Source organism: Dermatophilaceae bacterium Sec6.4 (genome assembly GCA_039636865.1).
In the GTDB taxonomy this organism is placed as follows: domain Bacteria; phylum Actinomycetota; class Actinomycetes; order Actinomycetales; family Dermatophilaceae; genus Allobranchiibius.
The window spans coordinates 865,654-882,336 of sequence record CP144172.1 but is presented as its reverse complement, the minus strand read 5'-3'; the positions used below and the strand labels follow the sequence as shown (position 1 = coordinate 882,336).

Below are 16,683 nucleotides of genomic sequence, written 5' to 3'. Positions count from 1 at the left end.
CAATCGCTCAGTGGGCGGGTGTGAGCGACGGGGTGTGCGCAGTGGTCGGGGTGCGGGGTAGGAAGGCTGCTGCGACGGCGAGTACCGCAAGACCGGCGAGACCGGCTGCCACAAATGACGCTCGCACGCCGATCAGCACACCGCAGACACCGCCGAGCGCAATCGAGCTGGTGGCCGCCGTCAACATCAGGCCGTTGATGGACGCCGACACCCGGCCCCGTTCTGCAGCGGGCGTACGGCCGATGAACAGGGCCCCGAAGCAGGCATTTGCCACCCCTGCCCCGAAGCCGACGATCACGAGCAACGCGAAGTACCAGCCGACGGTGCGCGTCGCGCCGAGTGCCCCGATCGCGGCTGAACACGCACCGAACCCACCCAGAATGCTCCAGCCGCGCCCCTGCGCCCCGACGACCCGTCCCGCGACGCCCGCGCCGAGGACCGCGCCGACTCCCGCCGCGACCTCAGAGGCACCGAACTGCGCAGCACTGACCCCGATGTCGTTTCTGGCCAATAAGACCTCCAGCACGTTGACGCCTTGGACGACCACGATCAACGGCACAACACTGAGGGTGAGCCGCCAGACGAACCGGTCCCGGCGCAGCAGCGACAGGTCGGGAACCAGGGAGCGCTGCAGGCGGGACCGCACCGATGACGACGGTGTCGATGCGACACCCGGTTCACCGCGCCGTCGCACGCCGAGCCGCAATGCCACGACACCGAGTTGCAGATAACACGCAGTCGACACCAGCATCGCGACACCCGTGCCCACCCCCGAGAAGAGCAGCCCACCAGCGCCTGCTCCCAGTGGGGCGAGAGCCGCCCTGAGAGCCTGCTGGCCACCAATTGCAGCACCGACCCGTCGCTCGCCGACCACCATGGGCACCAGCACCATCCAGATTGGACCGGACAGAGCCGCACCCGCACTGAGGCACGCCATCGCTGCGCAGGTCAGCGCAAGATTCGGATTCGTTGCCAGCAGAAGGCACGCAGCCGTCTGGGCCGCGATGCCGATGGCAAGCACCGACCGGGAATCGCGCCGATCCGCAATCTGTCCGATAAGGCCCGCGAAAAGAATCGGAGGTATTGCCTCGGCCAGTAACAACAGCATGATGACGTCCGGCCCGCCCCCATGTGCCCTCAACAGCTGCACGACCGTGACCAGGCCGGTGCCCGCTGCAGCCACAGAGCGACCCAGCGCCAGCCGACGGAAGTCGCGGACCTGCCATACAGAATCGTGAAACATTTGCTTCATATTATGAAGGTAGTGCTCCACATCTTGATCTGCAACAGTTGCGACATGGATCTACGCATCTTCACTGAACCGCAGCAGGGCGCGACCTACGACGATCTGCTGCGAGTAGCCAGAGCTACTGAAGAACTGGGCTTCGACGCCTTCTTCCGCAGCGACCACTACCTGACAATGGGCGACGGTGACGGCCTACCGGGCCCCACCGATGCGTGGATCACTCTTGCCGGACTGGCGCGCGAGACGTCGCGCATCCGACTCGGCACACTCGTCACCTCGGCGACGTTCCGACACCCCGGACCGCTGGCAATCGCCGTCGCCCAGGTGGACCAGATGAGTGGTGGGCGGGTCGAGTTAGGTTATGGCGCAGGCTGGTTCGCTGCCGAACACGCCGCATATGGGCTCCCGTTCCCACCCGTCAAGGAGCGCTTCGACTGGTTGGAAGAACACCTCGAGGTCATCACCGGCCTGTGGGGCACCCCGCTCGGCGAGCGCTACTCCTTCGACGGCGAACACGTGCGCATCAGTGATTCGCCAGCGCTGCCGAAGCCGGTGCAGCATCCGATGCCGATCATCATCGGCGGACACGGGAAACGACGCACGCCCGAACTTGCGGCGCGTTACGCCACCGAGTTCAATGTGCCCTTCGCCAGCCTGTCCGACACCGTTCAGATGTATGCCCGAGTACGCGCTGCATGCGCCGCGCACGGCAGGAACGCCGATGAATTGACCTATTCGGCGGCGCAGGTCGTCTGCTGCGGTAGAACCGAAGGGGATCTTTCACGTCGGGCGTCGGCCATCGGCCGGAACGTGGACGAGCTACGCGATAGCGGACTCGCGGGGACACCCGACGAACTGATCGACACCTTGGGCACCTTCGCAGAGCAAGGCGTCCAGCGGGTCTATCTGCAGATGCTGGACCTGAACGATCTGGATCATCTGGAGGTCATTGCCTCCGACGTGCTGCCGCAGGTCGATTGAGCATGGCAAGGCAGCCGCGCACCTACCGCAAACTTGATGACGTAGGGGCCTTCCGCGCGCTCGCGCACCCGGTACGCCAGCGACTCATCGAGGACGTCCTATCCACCGAGCGACCGCTCACCGCGACCGAGGCTGCCGCGCAGTGCAACATCACCCCGTCGGCGATGAGCTACCACCTACGGGCGCTGGAGAAGTACGGGATGGTCGAGCGCGTCGATTCTGTGGACGGTCGGACCCGCCCGTGGCGTAAAACCGCCGACGGCTTCGACATCTCCGGGACCGACGGATCATTACCTGCTGCCGAGGCTCAGACGCTGCTGCAGCGATTCGTCAAATCCGCTACCAGCAACATCGGCTCCGACGACTCTCTGACGATGTACCGGTCGACGATCGCGCTGACCGAGCGGGCGAACGATGAGTTGAACGCCCAGATCTCGCAACTGCTACAGAATTTCCGCGACCGGGACATGCTGGACGATGAGGCCACCGAGAGGCGCCGGATCGTCTGGATCAACGCCCCCGGTGAGCAGTCGTCCGGGCCCTGACCTCGGCGCTGCACCAGGGGACCGGGCAACCTGTCAGCCGGGGTATGCGTCGATGAACCAGACCATCGCAGCTATCAGAGTCATCGCGCACAGGACCCCGATCCAGTTCCAGGCAGCTATCTGCGATTGCGCTGAGGTGTACCGCAGCCACCGTTGCGGATCGTCTCGGAACCGGGCTTCGAGCGCGTGCTGCTGAGACCGCTGTGGGCCGCGGCGCGCGCCGGAGCGCCGATACTGGCTCGCGGCAGCGATGTCCTCGTCCGGGTCCAACTGGATCCTGACTTTTGTCAGCTGGGCCTGGTAGGTGATGTCGCCCAGGACCAGGACGGCGGCTGTGATCAGCAGCAGGGCCGCGCCGAGGTTGACCAGAGGAAACTGCACGCCGAGATTATGCGCGCCGATGCTGACCGTTTCCTCGGGTTCCAGCCCTGCGGGTGATACAACGTTTGCGCCGCCGGCGGCGCAAACGTGGGGCGTATTGACACGTCGGCGCGGCATTTGGGCCGCCAGCGACCGAAACGTGGAAGCAGACCGGCGGGCTGGTTACACCTGAGCGAGGACAGCGAGGTAGCGGGCGATGGCCTGGGCGACTATTCGATGATCAGCGCCCAGTGGTGCGGTCACCAGGTCGGCGCCCGCATGCTGGAGTTTGTCGTGGAAGTGGCCGGGGCCCAACAGATAGGAGGCAACGACGACCCGTTGCGCTCCCCGTTCGCGTAACCGAGCTACGACTTCGGGCACGGTCGGTGAGCTCGCCGACCCGTAACCGAGCATCAACGGCGCGGCGTCGCGAGGGCGTCGTGCACGGACCATCCCCGCAGCCTGTTCGGCATCGCGCGCTGCGCGGGCGCGACTGGAACCGGCCGCCGCGAAAACGACCGCATCGGTCGACATGGCACCTACCTCTGCCAGCCGGTCGAGCACCAGGTCGGCAATCAGCGCCGACGGCCCGAGCGCGTCGGTTGCCAACGTTCCGGGGTAGGCCTGCACGACCTCCTCGATGTCCACCTCGACATGGAAACCGGTCGACAGCAGCAGCGGCACGATGACCGGTGGATCGGCGGCGTCGTACAGACCGGACACCACCTCACCGGGGCCGGGGCTCTGGACATCGACGTATGCCGCCTCGACCCGCGTGCCGGGCAACTCAGCTCGGGTCAGTGCGACCAGGTCGAGCACCACCTGCTGCCCGGCAGCATTCGCCGTGCCGTGCGCACACAGCACAAGGGGCGGCATCTGCGTAGTGATCAGGAGATACCGAGATCCTGCAGACCGTAGGCCCACAGGTAGGGCACGCCCTCAGCCTCGATGCGCTGGGCGGCGCCGGTCGCGCGGTCGGCAATGACGGCGACGGCGACTACCTCGGCACCGGCTTCGCGCGCAGCCTCGACCGCCTCCAGGGCAGAGCCACCCGTGGTGGAAGTGTCCTCGACGACCAGCACTCGTCGACCCTGAATCGAGGGCCCTTCCACGCGCTGCTGCAAACCGTGCGCCTTGCCGGTCTTGCGGACGACGAAGGCATCGACCGACTGACCGTCAGCGGATGCCGCATGCAGCATCGCCGTCGCCACGGGGTCCGCGCCCATCGTCAGCCCGCCGACCGCATCGAAGGCGAGTTCGCGAGTCAGGTCGAGCATGACGCGACCGACCATCGGGGCGGCCTGACCCGACAGCGTGATGCGCCGCAGATCGAGGTACCAGTCGGCTTCTTTGCCCGAGGACAGAGTTACCCGGCCGCGCACAATCGCACGTTCGCGGATCTCCTGCAGCAGATTGTGTCGGTCGACTTCCACAGAGTGCGTCACGGTGGGCGAGTTTAGTTCAGTAATCAGGGGCAGGCGGATGCTACTTCTGCGGGCGGTGCGTCTTGGCGAGTCGACCGCCGCGGATGAGGGGGCGCGGCGCGGCCCGCAGCAGCGTGGTGATGATCTTGTACTGCAGACCGGGCACTGACACGACCTTGCCCTTGTCCACGTCCGAGAGGCAGTCCCGAACCAACCGGTCGACCTCCAGCCACATGAAATCCGGGCTGCCCTGGTGGTTGATTCCAGCGCGCTCGTGGAACTCGGTACGGGTGAATCCGGGACATAGTGCAGTAACGGTGACGCCGGTGCCGGCCAGCTCTCCGGCCAGCGACTCGGAGAACACGGTCACGTAGGACTTCGCTGCGGCGTAGGTGCCCGACGCCATGAAACTGGCAACCGATGAGACGTTGATGATCGCTCCGTGCCCCCGTTCCTTCATCGAGCCGGCAGCCGCGTGCGACAGGACCATCACTGTGCGCACGAGGATGTCGAGAGCGGTGATCTCGTCCTGCACGTCGTTGTCCAGAAAACGCTTCTTCAAGCCGTAGCCCGCATTGTTCACCAGCAGATCGACTGCCCGACGCGGCTCGGAAAGCCGCCACGCGACCTTCTGCACATCGAGACTGTCGGTCAGGTCAGCGGTGATGACCTCGACGCTGATCTGGTGCTGCTTCTCCAGGTCGGCCTTGAGCTGCTCCAGCCGGTCCGTGGAACGGGCAACCACGATGAGGTCGTAACCGCGCGCGGCGAGCTGGCTGCAGAACGCCTTACCGATCCCCGCGCTGGCTCCGGTGACGAGTGCGGTCTTGCGTGGACTGCTCATGAGTTCGGAGTCTATGCAGAGCAGGGGTGGATCTGGCGTGACTCACTTCATCGAAGGTAGGCATCTAGGGTTGGGACCGTGCGTATTGCTACCTGGAACGTCAACTCCGTCCGCTCCCGTATCGACCGCGTGGTGGGGGTGCTGGAGCGACACGACCTCGACGTGCTGATGCTGCAGGAAACCAAATGCCGCGACGACCAGTTCCCCCGGATGCAGCTGGAGGCTGCTGGGTACGAGCTGGCGGAGGTCGGCTACAACCAGTGGAACGGCGTGGCCGTCATCTCCCGTGTCGGGATCGAGGATGTCCAGATCGGCTTCACAGACATGCCGGGGTACGGCGACCCGATCGTGCCCGAGGCGCGCGCACTCGGCGTGACGTGCGGCGGGGTGAGGGTGTGGTCGCTCTACGTACCCAATGGCCGCGAGCTCGGACACCCGCACTACGACTACAAGCTGGACTGGCTGGAGAAACTGCGCGTCGATGCCGTGCGCTGGCTGGTGGAGGACCCGCAGGCGCAGATCGCGTTGGCCGGCGACTGGAATGTCGCACCGACCGATGACGATGTGTGGGATCCGTCATTGTTCGAGGGCAAGACCCACGTCAGCGAACCTGAACGGGCAGCGTTCCAGGCGATGATCGACGCGGGGTACGCAGATGTAGTACGCCCGCACACCGCCGAGCCGCGCACCTGGACCTACTGGGACTACACGCAGCTGCGCTTCCCCAAGAAGCAGGGCATGCGCATCGACTTCGCTCTGTGCTCCCCCGCCCTCGCCGCCCGGGTGACCGGCGCATCGATCGACCGCGAAGAACGCAAGGGCAAGGGCGCGTCCGACCACGCACCTGTCATCGTCGACCTGAACTGAGACCCAGCCGGTTCAGCCGACTGCCCGAGTGCGCTCGTACCGGCCGCTGCTACGCGCGGTGGCCTACAGTTCGGGGACCGCCACTACCGCAGGGGACTTCGATGAGCGACGACGACAACACCCGATCCATCCCGCAGCGACCGGACACCCGGGCAATGCCCGGGCACCCGTCGAAGCCGGGGCAGCCGTCCTCGAATCTGCCGGAACCGGCGCCACGCCCCTACCCCGGACAGTCCGCTCCCCCGTCAGCACCGCCGATCCGGTACGCGCCCCCCGCCCAACAGCAGGGATATGGCAGGCAGCAGCACCAGGGTTACCAGAATCCGCAGGGGTACGGCGGCCCACCCGTGAACGGCTACGGGCAGCCACCGGTCAACCACCCACAGCAGCCGGCCTACGGCCCGTCGTACTCCTCCACCACGACGCTGGTGCGGCCGGCACCCAATGGGGCGCTCGTCGTGGTCGCGTGGATCGTCGCGGTCTTCACGTTCTTGTACATGCTGCCCTGGGCGGTAGCCGCAACGCGCGGTAAGTCCAACCAGGGCGCGATCGGGCTACTGAACTTCTTCCTGGGTTGGTCGTTCATCGGCTGGGTCGTCGCGCTGGTCATGGCCTGCTCATCCGAACCGCAGCCAGTTGTGATGATCCAGCAGAACCACCAGTACGGCCCCGGCTACCACCGCTGAGCTTGTTGTAGAGCCCGCGGTGGCACCCGGTGACTCATCGGATCAGACGGAGAATTCCACACCTTGGGCGAGCGGTAGCTCACCGGAGTAGTTGACCGTCGCCGTGGCACGCCGCATATAACTGCGCCAGGCATCCGATCCGGACTCGCGACCGCCGCCGGTTTCCTTCTCACCACCGAATGCACCGCCGATCTCAGCTCCTGAGGTGCCGATGTTGACGTTGGCAATGCCGCAGTCCGATCCGTCGGCAGCCAGGAACCGCTCGGCTTCCGCCTGGTCGGACGTGAAGATACTCGATGAAAGGCCCTGCGGTACGTCGTTGTTGATCCGAACCGCCTCAGCCAGATCGCGGTAGGGCAGCACGTAGAGGATCGGCGCGAACGTCTCCCGCTGCACGATCTGTGTCTGCCGCGGCATCCGCACGATGGCCGGCTGCACGTAGTAGGCATCCGGCGCGTCATCGGCAAGCCTGCGGCCGCCACCCGCGACGATCTCGCCGCCCTGCGCGACTGCAACCTGCAGCGCCTCCTGCATCGCGTCGTAGGACGCCTTGTTGATCAGCGGGCCGACGAGAGTGCCGGGCTGCGTCGGCGCACCGATCGGCAGCCTGCCGTAGGCGTCAGCGAGCCGCTGCACCAACGTGTCGATCACGCTCTCGTGTGCGATGACCCGGCGCATCGTCGTACAGCGCTGACCGGCGGTGCCGGCCGCGGAGAAGACGATGCCGCGCGTGGTCAGAGTCAGATCGGCCGACGGCGTCACGATGGCGGCGTTGTTTCCGCCGAGCTCCAGCAGAGACCGCCCGAACCGCTGCGCAACACGCGGTCCGACAACGCGCCCCATCCGTGACGAGCCGGTGGCACTGACCAACGCCACGTCTGGGTGATCGACGAGCGCCTGCCCGGTTTCTGATCCACCGATCAGCACCTGGCTCAGGTACTCCGGGGCGTCGCAGTCCGCAATCGCACGGTCGAGCAGCGCGGCGGCCGCGAGCGCACACGAAGCGGCGTTCTCCGACGGCTTCCAGATGACCGGGTCGCCGCAGACCAACGCGAGCGCGGTGTTCCAGGACCACACCGCGACGGGGAAGTTGAAGGCGCTGATCACCCCGACGACGCCCAGCGGGTGCCAGTTCTCACTGAGTCGGTGACCGGGACGCTCGGAACTGATCGTTTTTCCGTACAGCTGGCGGGAGAGCCCGACCGCGAAGTCGCAGACGTCGATCATCTCCTGCACCTCCCCCGCTGCTTCGGAGCCGATCTTGCCGACCTCCAGCGTCACCAGCGTGGCGAGGTCTTCCTTGTGCTCGCGCAGCAATTCAGCCAGCCGGCGCACCACCTGTCCGCGCGCCGGCGCCGGGACGGTGCGCCACTGCTGAAAAGCGATCTTCGCGCGCTGTACGGCGGCGTCGACGTCTCCGGCATTACTCCAGGACACCGTGGTGAGCTGCTCACCATTCACCGGCGAGAGGATGGCGTGGTTGCCCTGCAGCGATGCCGGGTCGACACCACAGGCAACGGATGCTCGCTGCGCAGCTGCGGCCAGCTCGTCGGCAGTGGGTAGAGAGGTGGTCGTCATGACTGACTCCGTCGTGAGATTCGGGGCGGGCGGACAGGTGCCGCGGGCTTCATACGATGTTCAATTCGGGGCGCACATCGGCGCTCGCAAACCTCTCGGCACGCAGCGCCGAGACATCGACGAATGGCGATCGTCGCAGATAGAGGTCGCGCAGGACCTCCCCGACAGCCGGCCCCATCAGAAAACCGTGCCCCGAGAACCCGGTGGCGTACAGGAATCCGTCAACCTGATCGGACCGCCCGATGAGCGCATTGTGGTCGGGGGTCATCTCGTACAGCCCTGCCCACCCGCTCGCTATACCGGCCTGAACGAGCGCAGGAGCACGATGCTCCATTGCCTCGCCGAGCCCGGTCAGCCAGCTGTCGTCGCGGCCGATCTCGAACCCCGCCTGCTGGTCGGGGTCGGACATCCCGATCAGCAGGCCCCGGCCCTCACCGTGGAAGTAGAAACTCGTCTCGAAGTCGATAGTGAACGGCGTGTCGGGCGCCAGATCCGGTATCGGCTCGGTGACCAGGATCTGGCGGCGCACCGGCTGGACCGGCAGCGCGACACCGGCCCAGTCGCCCACCTGCGCCGACCACGCGCCCGCCGCGCAGATGACCGCGTCGGTGCGGATCGACCCGCTGCCCGTGTGCACCGCGTGAACGTGACCGTCCCGAACGTCGATACCCGTTACGGCGCAGTTCGGCAGGAGATTCGCGCCGTGTCGCCGGGCCGCCGAGGCATAACCGAGAACGACGGACTCAGGGGTGCAGTGCCCGTCCGTCGGTGAGTAAGCCGCGGCCAGTAGGCCATCCGTGCTGATCAGGGGCGACAGTGTGGCGGCTTCGGCGACGCTGAGCATGCGGGACGGCACGCCCATCTGCTGCTGCAGCGCGACATTGGCCTCGAATGCCTCAACGGTCTGCGCCGTACTCAGCAGGAAAAGGTAGCCGACCTGGTGGAAGTCGATCTCCTGGTCGTACATCTCGTAGAAGTGCTCGAACGTCTCCAACCCCCGGGCCGCCAACGCGATATTGACCGGGTCGGAGAACTGCGCCCGCACGCCGCCGGCCGCTTTGCTGGTCGAGCCCGACCCCAGCGCACCCTTGTCCAACAGCACTACATCGTCAACACCCGCCGCCGCGAGCCGGTAGGCCGCGCTGACCCCGATGACTCCGCCGCCGATGATGACCACGGACGCCGACGTGGGTAGCTGCCGCGATGTTCTGCCCTGAGACGCAGTCATCATCTCCGCGATCCCAGCAGCGACGGGTCCAGCCCCAGCGCCTGCGCGGCGCTGTCCAATGATGTTGCCTGCTCACGCGTATACGCCGAGTCCGGCTGCAAGATTGGAGACCGGATCGCCGCTGCCAGCCACTCTCGATCACGGGGAGCACCGCCCTCTCGGGTAACCCGGTCGTTGTCGTCGCCCTCCCCACCAAGGTTGGAAGCAAAGATGCCCGCCGCCGATCGTGGCAGGAAATCCTCGTAGACGATCGGATTCGGGCGCAGCCAGCCACCGTCCAACAGCTGGGTCAGCGACGCCGGTGGCTGTGTCCCGTCGCCCGGGCGCTGCGCCACGTCATAGGTGAAGTACGCCAGATCGGTGCGCGCCAACCCGGCCATGGTCACCGGGAAGCCGTTGGACCAGACATCCTGCGCAACCTGCGACCGGTCCATATCGGGCCGTTCTCCGCAGCGGCGGTCCACCTCGGCGCCGAGCCGCTCGTACCTGTCACGGCCACGTGCCGTCAGTGCGACTCCTCGCGCCTCGACCTCACCGAACCTGACCCGCAATGCACCGCCCGTCACGCGGCCGTCGCTCTCACGAAAAGTGCGCGGCTCGGCAAGCGCCTTGAAGGAGGTCTGGCGCAGCAGGACGTCCGGGCCGCTCCACCTCGGCGGGCCTTGAATCTGGTCGATCATCTGCACCCCACGCGTCTGCATCGATGCATAGAGGTCGTCGATATCCAGCACCCGCGGCGTCAGGTGGTTGATATGGGTGCTGCCCACCCCGCCGATGTCGGCAGCAACCCCGGACACCGCCTGCAGTTCCTCGTACCAGCCGCGATCCACTGGCTCGGGCGACAACGCGAAGGCTGCGGCGGCCAACTCCATGAAGGTTCCGGCGTCATCCGCGGACAGGCCACCGGCGGCTACGGCGCGATCCGCCAGCGCGAGCAACTGCGGCGCGAACAGCTCGCGCGCGTCCAGGAATCGCAGCAGTCGCTGCTCCAGGTCGGCATCGAAGAACCGGCGGTCCTGCGGCACCAGCATGGAGGTGAAGACCCGGAACGGATTGGCGGCCAACTCGTCGCGGTCGTGCGGGCGGAAGGCAGTGGAGATCACCGGCACGGGCTGGCTCCCGACAGTCCGCAGATCGTAGAACCCGGTCGGGTACATGCCCAGGGCCGCGAAGATCCGGGTGACCTGCCGCAGTTCGCGGGGCGTACCCACCCGGATCGCGCCGTGCCGCTCGGCCGTGACCCGGTCGATCGAGCCGAACTGCTGGGCCGCTGCGGCATCGCGGGACAACACCTGGTCGTTCACCTCGCGGGACACCTGGAGCAACGTCGTGTACGCCGGGACCTCGCGCCCGTACAGGTCTGAGAGCCGCCGGGCGAACTGTGCCCGCAACGCGGTGGCGCCGATCATCATCCCGGTATCGCCCATGGGTGCGCTTCCTCTCCGAGCCGGTCCCGAGCCACTCGCGGCAGGCGCCCAGTCTGGCAGGGCAGGTACCGTCAGCTCATGGACGCCCAGGTTGATTACGACGTCGTCATCATCGGTAGCGGTTTCTCCGGGATCGGGATGGCCGTCGCGCTGCAGGCCAGTGGCCGCAGCTATACGGTGCTGGAGAAGGCCCACGACATCGGCGGGACATGGCGCGACAACCGCTATCCCGGGTGCGCGTGCGATGTGCCGAGCCACCTCTACTCCTTCTCCTTCGAGCCCAACCCGTACTGGTCGCGCGCCTACGCCACCAGCGACGAGATCCAGGACTACCTGCTCTACGTGGTGGAGAAGTACGACGTCCGCAAGCACGTGCAGTTCGACGCCCAGGTCACCCGGGGCGTCTACGACGAGAGCCTGTCTGTCTGGCACCTCACCGTGCTCGGTGCCGACGACGAGGAACAGCATCTCGTCGCGGGAGCCGTCGTCCTGGGGGTCGGCGCGCTGCACGACCCGTCGCTGCCCGACATACCGGGTCTGGAGAACTTCGCCGGCGAGATCATGCACACCGCAACCTGGGATCCGGGCGCCAGCATGTTCGGTCGCAAGGTGGGCATCATCGGCACCGGAGCAAGCGCGGTGCAGGCGATTCCCTACCTGGCGCAGGATGCCGATCACCTGACCGTCTTCCAGCGCACCCCGGCGTGGGTGCTACCAAAGATCGACCCTGAGTACCCCGAATCGCTGCACGATGCATACGAGAAGCGCCCCTGGTTGATGAAAGCGCACCGGGCAAAGATCCAGACGTGGAACGAGATCCGCGGATACGCGTTCTCACGGGCGGTTCCAGTGCTGAAGGCCTACTCGCTCCTGGCGCGAGCCAATATCGCCAAGGCCGTCAAAGATCCGGTGCTACGCCGGAAGCTCACGCCCAGCTACACCCTGGGGTGCAAGCGGGTGACCTTCTCCAGCACGTACTACCCCGCGCTTGCCCGCAAGAACGTGCACGTCGAGACCGAGTCCGTGGCTACTGCTGACGGGATGGGCCTGACGACTGTCGATGGCACCCGTCACGAACTGGACGTGCTCGTGCTCGCCACCGGATTCGACGTCACCGGCTCCTACCGGCACCTCGGATTCACCGGATCGGGCGGACACGACCTCGCCCACGAGTGGGACCGCGGCATCACCTCCTACTACGGGGTCACGGTGCCGCATTTTCCCAACCTGTTCTTCCTGCTCGGGCCCAATACAGCACTCGGGCACAACTCGGTCGTCTTGATGATCGAGGCGCAGATCGCTCTCACCGTGAAGTTGCTGGACGAACGGGATGAGCGCGGTGCAGGGGCCATCGAAGTACGCGAAGCGGTTGCCGAGGCGCACCTCGCGACCCTGGATCGTCGGACCTCCTCGACTGTGTGGGCGATCGGCGGATGCAACAGCTGGTACCTGGACGAACTCGGCCGCAACCGCACGCTGTGGCCCGGATCGGTGCCGGAGTACGAACGCCGCACCCGACGTCCGGAGATGATCGACTACGAATTCACCGGCTCGCCGAACACCGCGACGGTTGCCTGATCTTCGATCGGCATCTGGTTGCTGCGCACCACGCCAGCGTGCTGTCCTGTGCCGAAGCGAGGACCCTCAGGATTCGACCGACTCACGCGGGACGCTTTCGCCGAGCACATGGTGCACCGCGATCTTGCGCACTCCGAGCGCGATTCCTACTGCGGCCGCAACGAATCCGGCGATCGCGGCGCCCAGGAAGATTGTCTGCACCTGCACGATCGCTGCGTCGGCAATCTGTCGATCCGTGGCATTCGTAATACCGGCGACCCGCTCGTAGAACTGGTGCAGTCCGATCGCGGTAAGCAGGCCGAGGCCGACGACCATGCCGATCATCCGGCTGACCACGACCAGCGCCGAAACGATGCCCTGCTGATCCGGCGTGGCCTCGTAGAGCGCCGCGTCGTTGATGGGCGCGATGGACAGACCGATGCCCAACCCCACCACGATCAACACGATCCAGGCGGACGCACTCTGCAGCGATCCCTTGCCCCAGGTCGACATCACCAGCAGCCCGGCGGCCGTCAACGCAAAGCCCACCGGCGCGATCAAGCCAGGACCGAAACGACGCAACAGCAGTCCACCGGCCAGCGCACCGACCGGCACGGCCACCAGGAAGCGCAACAGGATCAAGGCCCCGTCACGCTCGGTGTTGCCGGTGATCGTCAACTGAGCCAGCAGCGGAATGTCGACGATGATCGAGACCAGGGCCGTACCCGCGAACAGCGAGCAGACCAGCGCGGGGGTGACCCTGCCGCGAATGACGCCGCGGGCCACGAGGGGATCAGCGATCACCCGTTGCCGCCAGGCGAAGAGCCCGGACGCGATAACCGCGATCGGGAGCAGCCACAGGCCGAGCGGACCGATGACCTGTCGGGAGGGGTCGGACGTCGCGAACGTCAGGATCAACGCGCCGAGGGCGAGCCCGATCAGTGCTGCGCCGGGCAGGTCGACGCTTGCGAAGACGCGCCAGACCAGGAGCACCGCCAGCATCAGAGCGATCCCGAGCGCGATCATCGACCACACCCCGATAGGGGTCAGCATCCGCGAGGTATGTGCGCCGTACGGCACGAAGGGGGCGCCCCAGCGGATGGAGGATGTCAATGCCGAGGGTGCAGTGAGCGCCAGGGTGAGCAGAACTGCGCCGATGAGCCCGGCCACCGCCGTCACCACCGCGACCGGACGCCACCAGTAGGGCCTCACCCGCGTCGTCGGGGCGGGAGCGCCACCGACGATGCGGATCGCCACTGCGAGTGCGACACCTGCCACAGCGTTGACCCAGAAGATCGCCCGCCAGTCCCAGATCGTCAGGATCAGGGCGCCGATGAGCGGGCCGAGCACACTGCCGATCTCCTGGACCGCGCCCACGATTCCGAGCGGGGTGCCGCGCTCCCCCGGCGGCCAAAGTTGTGCGACGAGCGCCAGGGTCGCGGGGACCAAACCGCCACCGCCCAGGCCCTGCAGCACCCGCCCCACTACGAGGACGGACAGCTCCGAGGCCATCGCCGTGATCGCCGAGCCGACCACGAAGATCGCGAGGCAGGCGAGCAGGATGCGCTGGCGGTCCAGCACATCGGCGAGTCGACCGATCAGCGGGAGCACTGCGACATACCCCAGCAGGAATCCGGAAATGATCGGCGTTGCTTTCTGCAACGATTCGATGCCGACTCCGACACCGGTCATCATGTCGGTCAACGCCAGTACGACCACGTAGGTGTCGGCTGCGGCCAACGCGACCGCGATGGAGGCGACCGCGAGCAGCGCCCGCGGGTTCGTGCCGGCGACTTCGGCAGATGATGTCGCGGAGACGCTACGGCTTGGTGACATTGACCTTCTCGCCGTACCTGGTCAGTTTCAAGACGTAGGTGGTCTTATCGCCCGCCGCAAAGAACGGACCGCTCAACTGCACCTGACGTAGCTCATTGCCGCTGCCGATCTGGTACTGCACGACATAGCTGAGGCCGGTGGACTCCTTGCCGAAACCCAAGGTCTTACGAACCGCGCTGGACGGCAGCGTGCCGTTGATGACCTGAACCGTCTCGCTGCCGTTGCGCTGTGGCGGACCGGATTTCGCATTTTGTGTCATCGGCAGCAACGAGGAGAGCCCGCCGGCACCTGAGGAGAGCAACACGTTGGGGTCCGGCGCCCCGTACGTGCTGGGGTCGATAGCCGTGAACGAGGGCGCAATCGGCAGCTGTGCGTACACCTTGCCGTCGATGGCCACCACTGGCACCTTGGCACTCGCGCCCGCAATCTGAACGGTGAGGTCGCCCTTGAAAACGGGCTTGTTCGAGCCGTCGCCCGAAGCAGTCAACAGGCCACCGGCTGTGGACGGTACATCCTTGGACGTCACATCGAGGTGGAAGCCCGCTGTCGAGTCGACCACCTTTTTCGCTGTCGTCAACCGCTGCGTCGGTGACTCACCCGCGGTTGACGCTGCCGTCTTCTTGGCACTGGTGCTGCTGCAGCCGGTCAGCAGGACCGCGGCCGAAACCGTTGTGGCAGCTGCGGCGGAGAGGAACGAACGTCGTTGCATGCGGGCCAACCTATACGCGCTGGTAGGTGCGGATCACAGCCTTGGACGCGTGGCGCAGGATGGTGGGTTCCGTCAGCTGGGATTTCAGCGGACCGGGTGTGGTGTGCTGTGGCGATGTCCACATCGCACTTCGCCCTCCGTACCGTGACCACCACCGACGGGGCCCGGCTGGCGGCATACATCCGCGAACCTGCCGGTGCATCGTCCGCAACGACCGTGGTGCTCTCCCATGGGTGGACCTTGGCGCACCAGTCCTGGGACCAGGTCGCCCGTTTGTTACCGGACGAAATAAGAGTCGTGACGTATGACCAGCGTGGTCACGGAACGTCGACCTTCAGCGGTGGGGCCGACAGGCCGCAGCGGGAGTCGGTACGCCGCCTCGGCTCCGACCTCGCTGAGGTCATCTCATCATGCGTACCGGACGATTCGCCCCTGGTGTTGGGCGGGCATTCGATGGGCGGCATGAGCGTGATGGCGTTTGCCGGCGCGCATCCCTACTACTTCGCCGACCGCGTGCAGCGGGTGTTGCTGGCCTCAACCGCGATCAGCAATCTGAACGGCGTGAAGGTGCGCGGGGCGAAAACCGCAACGCGCATCCTGGCGCATACCCCGGGGCGGCTCGGGCGGGCGGTCACGCCCAAGAACCAGGCCACCTTGTACGGCGAGCACCCCGACCCGGCGTTACTCGAAGCGTCCCGGGCGGTCACGTCGAGGACCAGCTTGCGGGCGTTCGGATCGTTCTACGGTGCGCTGATGATGCACGACGAGACCGCAGCAGCGGCAACTCTTGCGAAGGTGCCGGTAGTGGTTGTGGTGGGCACCCGCGATCGACTGACCTCCACGCGGTTGGGCACGGTCCTTGCAGAGGCCATCCCGGGCGCTGAACTACGCGTCGTGGAGGGTGTCGGGCACATGACGCCGTACGAGGTACCCCAGTTGCTGGCCACGATCCTGCGGGGCGGGCCCGAGTCGGGATGAAGTGGCGCGCTGGACCAACCGGGTCGTGGCCCCCCGCCCTGCATGCAGCCGCAGGGGGTGGTGGAGGATACAACTGGCGCTACCAAGCGCCAGTTCGGCAGTTCTCCGTCGCAAGATTCCGCACACCAGGAGCACACCTTGAGCGAGCACACGAGCAACATCTCCAGTGAAACCAAAGAACCCACCAGTTTCGCCGACTTCGGTAAAGAACTGTGGTCCTACCTCACCGGTAGGGGGGCCGCAATCAACTACCAGTTCGTCGACATGCTCGTCGAGGTCCCGAAGAGCACCGGCGCCGACTCGGAGCGGGCCACGTGGCGACTGCACGGCACGTTGCGCATCACCACTTCTGAGAACGCATCAACGGAGTGACCATCCCTGGGGGCGGCAGTGGACTGCCGTCCCCAGCGGTCCTCT

Annotated in this window: 17 protein-coding genes; 7 read left to right on the top strand and 10 right to left on the bottom strand. The window is 66.3% G+C overall.

Annotated features, from left to right (window positions below; all coding sequences use genetic code 11):
• Positions 1-7 precede the first annotated feature (7 nt).
• Positions 8-1,252: an MFS transporter gene (locus tag V3G39_04330; GenBank protein ID XAS77282.1), complete on the bottom strand. Its 1,245-nt coding sequence runs from the start codon at positions 1,250-1,252 to the stop codon at positions 8-10.
• Between the two features lie 45 nt (positions 1,253-1,297).
• Between V3G39_04330 and V3G39_04325 the strand changes: the two genes are divergently transcribed.
• Entirely contained in the window at positions 1,298-2,227 is a 930-nt protein-coding gene (locus V3G39_04325) for an LLM class F420-dependent oxidoreductase (protein ID XAS78171.1), read from the top strand.
• A 2-nt stretch (positions 2,228-2,229) separates the two neighbouring features.
• Positions 2,230-2,772: a helix-turn-helix domain-containing protein gene (locus tag V3G39_04320; protein ID XAS77281.1), complete on the top strand. Its 543-nt coding sequence runs from the start codon at positions 2,230-2,232 to the stop codon at positions 2,770-2,772.
• Positions 2,773-2,805: 33 nt separating this feature from the next.
• On the opposite strand, the gene V3G39_04315 is transcribed toward V3G39_04320, so the two are convergent.
• The 4 genes from V3G39_04315 to V3G39_04300 all read right to left on the bottom strand — a co-directional run bounded on the left by V3G39_04315 (position 2,806) and on the right by V3G39_04300 (position 5,400).
• Positions 2,806-3,153, bottom strand: a complete 348-nt coding sequence (locus V3G39_04315; GenBank protein ID XAS77280.1) for a hypothetical protein — start codon at positions 3,151-3,153, stop codon at positions 2,806-2,808.
• 162 nt (positions 3,154-3,315) lie between these two features.
• On the bottom strand, positions 3,316-4,008 hold the full coding sequence (locus V3G39_04310; GenBank protein ID XAS77279.1) for a CbiX/SirB N-terminal domain-containing protein: 693 nt from the start codon (positions 4,006-4,008) through the stop codon (positions 3,316-3,318).
• An 11-nt stretch (positions 4,009-4,019) separates the two neighbouring features.
• Positions 4,020-4,577, bottom strand: coding sequence for an orotate phosphoribosyltransferase (pyrE, locus tag V3G39_04305; protein XAS77278.1), 558 nt, complete (start codon positions 4,575-4,577; stop codon positions 4,020-4,022).
• Between the two features lie 40 nt (positions 4,578-4,617).
• On the bottom strand, positions 4,618-5,400 hold the full coding sequence (locus V3G39_04300; protein XAS77277.1) for an SDR family oxidoreductase: 783 nt from the start codon (positions 5,398-5,400) through the stop codon (positions 4,618-4,620).
• A gap of 78 nt (positions 5,401-5,478) precedes the next feature.
• On the opposite strand from V3G39_04300, the gene V3G39_04295 reads away from it, so the two are divergent.
• Together V3G39_04295 and V3G39_04290 are read left to right on the top strand one after the other, a co-directional pair.
• The gene (locus tag V3G39_04295; GenBank protein ID XAS77276.1) at positions 5,479-6,267 is read left to right on the top strand and encodes an exodeoxyribonuclease III; all 789 of its coding nucleotides are present in this window, start codon (positions 5,479-5,481) and stop codon (positions 6,265-6,267) included.
• Positions 6,268-6,368: 101 nt separating this feature from the next.
• Entirely contained in the window at positions 6,369-6,953 is a 585-nt protein-coding gene (locus V3G39_04290; protein XAS77275.1) for a superinfection immunity protein, read from the top strand.
• 42 nt (positions 6,954-6,995) lie between these two features.
• On the opposite strand, the gene V3G39_04285 is transcribed toward V3G39_04290, so the two are convergent.
• From V3G39_04285 to V3G39_04275, 3 genes are read right to left on the bottom strand one after another with little or no spacing between them, the layout of a single operon-like run.
• Positions 6,996-8,531, bottom strand: coding sequence for an aldehyde dehydrogenase family protein (locus V3G39_04285; protein ID XAS77274.1), 1,536 nt, complete (start codon positions 8,529-8,531; stop codon positions 6,996-6,998).
• A 49-nt stretch (positions 8,532-8,580) separates the two neighbouring features.
• A complete protein-coding gene (locus V3G39_04280) occupies positions 8,581-9,762 on the bottom strand; it encodes an FAD-binding oxidoreductase (GenBank protein XAS77273.1) in 1,182 nt (393 codons plus the stop codon).
• Positions 9,759-11,186 carry a DUF1338 family protein gene (locus V3G39_04275; GenBank protein XAS77272.1) on the bottom strand — a complete coding sequence of 476 codons (1,428 nt, stop codon included), beginning with the start codon at positions 11,184-11,186 and terminating at the stop codon, positions 9,759-9,761. Before V3G39_04275 ends, V3G39_04280 begins: the two co-directional genes overlap by 4 nt.
• Positions 11,187-11,264: 78 nt before the next feature.
• Between V3G39_04275 and V3G39_04270 the strand changes: the two genes are divergently transcribed.
• Complete coding sequence (locus V3G39_04270; GenBank protein XAS77271.1) at positions 11,265-12,764, top strand: NAD(P)/FAD-dependent oxidoreductase; 1,500 nt, start codon at positions 11,265-11,267, stop codon at positions 12,762-12,764.
• Between the two features lie 66 nt (positions 12,765-12,830).
• Here V3G39_04270 and V3G39_04265 read toward each other — a convergent pair whose 3' ends face one another.
• Together V3G39_04265 and V3G39_04260 are read right to left on the bottom strand one after the other, a co-directional pair.
• Positions 12,831-14,579, bottom strand: coding sequence for an MFS transporter (locus V3G39_04265; GenBank protein XAS77270.1), 1,749 nt, complete (start codon positions 14,577-14,579; stop codon positions 12,831-12,833).
• The gene (locus V3G39_04260) at positions 14,563-15,288 is read right to left on the bottom strand and encodes an LppX_LprAFG lipoprotein (protein XAS77269.1); all 726 of its coding nucleotides are present in this window, start codon (positions 15,286-15,288) and stop codon (positions 14,563-14,565) included. Before V3G39_04260 ends, V3G39_04265 begins: the two co-directional genes overlap by 17 nt.
• Before the next feature lie 114 nt (positions 15,289-15,402).
• Between V3G39_04260 and V3G39_04255 the strand changes: the two genes are divergently transcribed.
• The gene (locus V3G39_04255) at positions 15,403-16,266 is read left to right on the top strand and encodes an alpha/beta hydrolase (GenBank protein XAS77268.1); all 864 of its coding nucleotides are present in this window, start codon (positions 15,403-15,405) and stop codon (positions 16,264-16,266) included.
• A 138-nt stretch (positions 16,267-16,404) separates the two neighbouring features.
• Complete coding sequence (locus V3G39_04250; protein ID XAS77267.1) at positions 16,405-16,638, top strand: hypothetical protein; 234 nt, start codon at positions 16,405-16,407, stop codon at positions 16,636-16,638.
• The last annotated feature ends 45 nt before the right edge of the window (positions 16,639-16,683 follow it).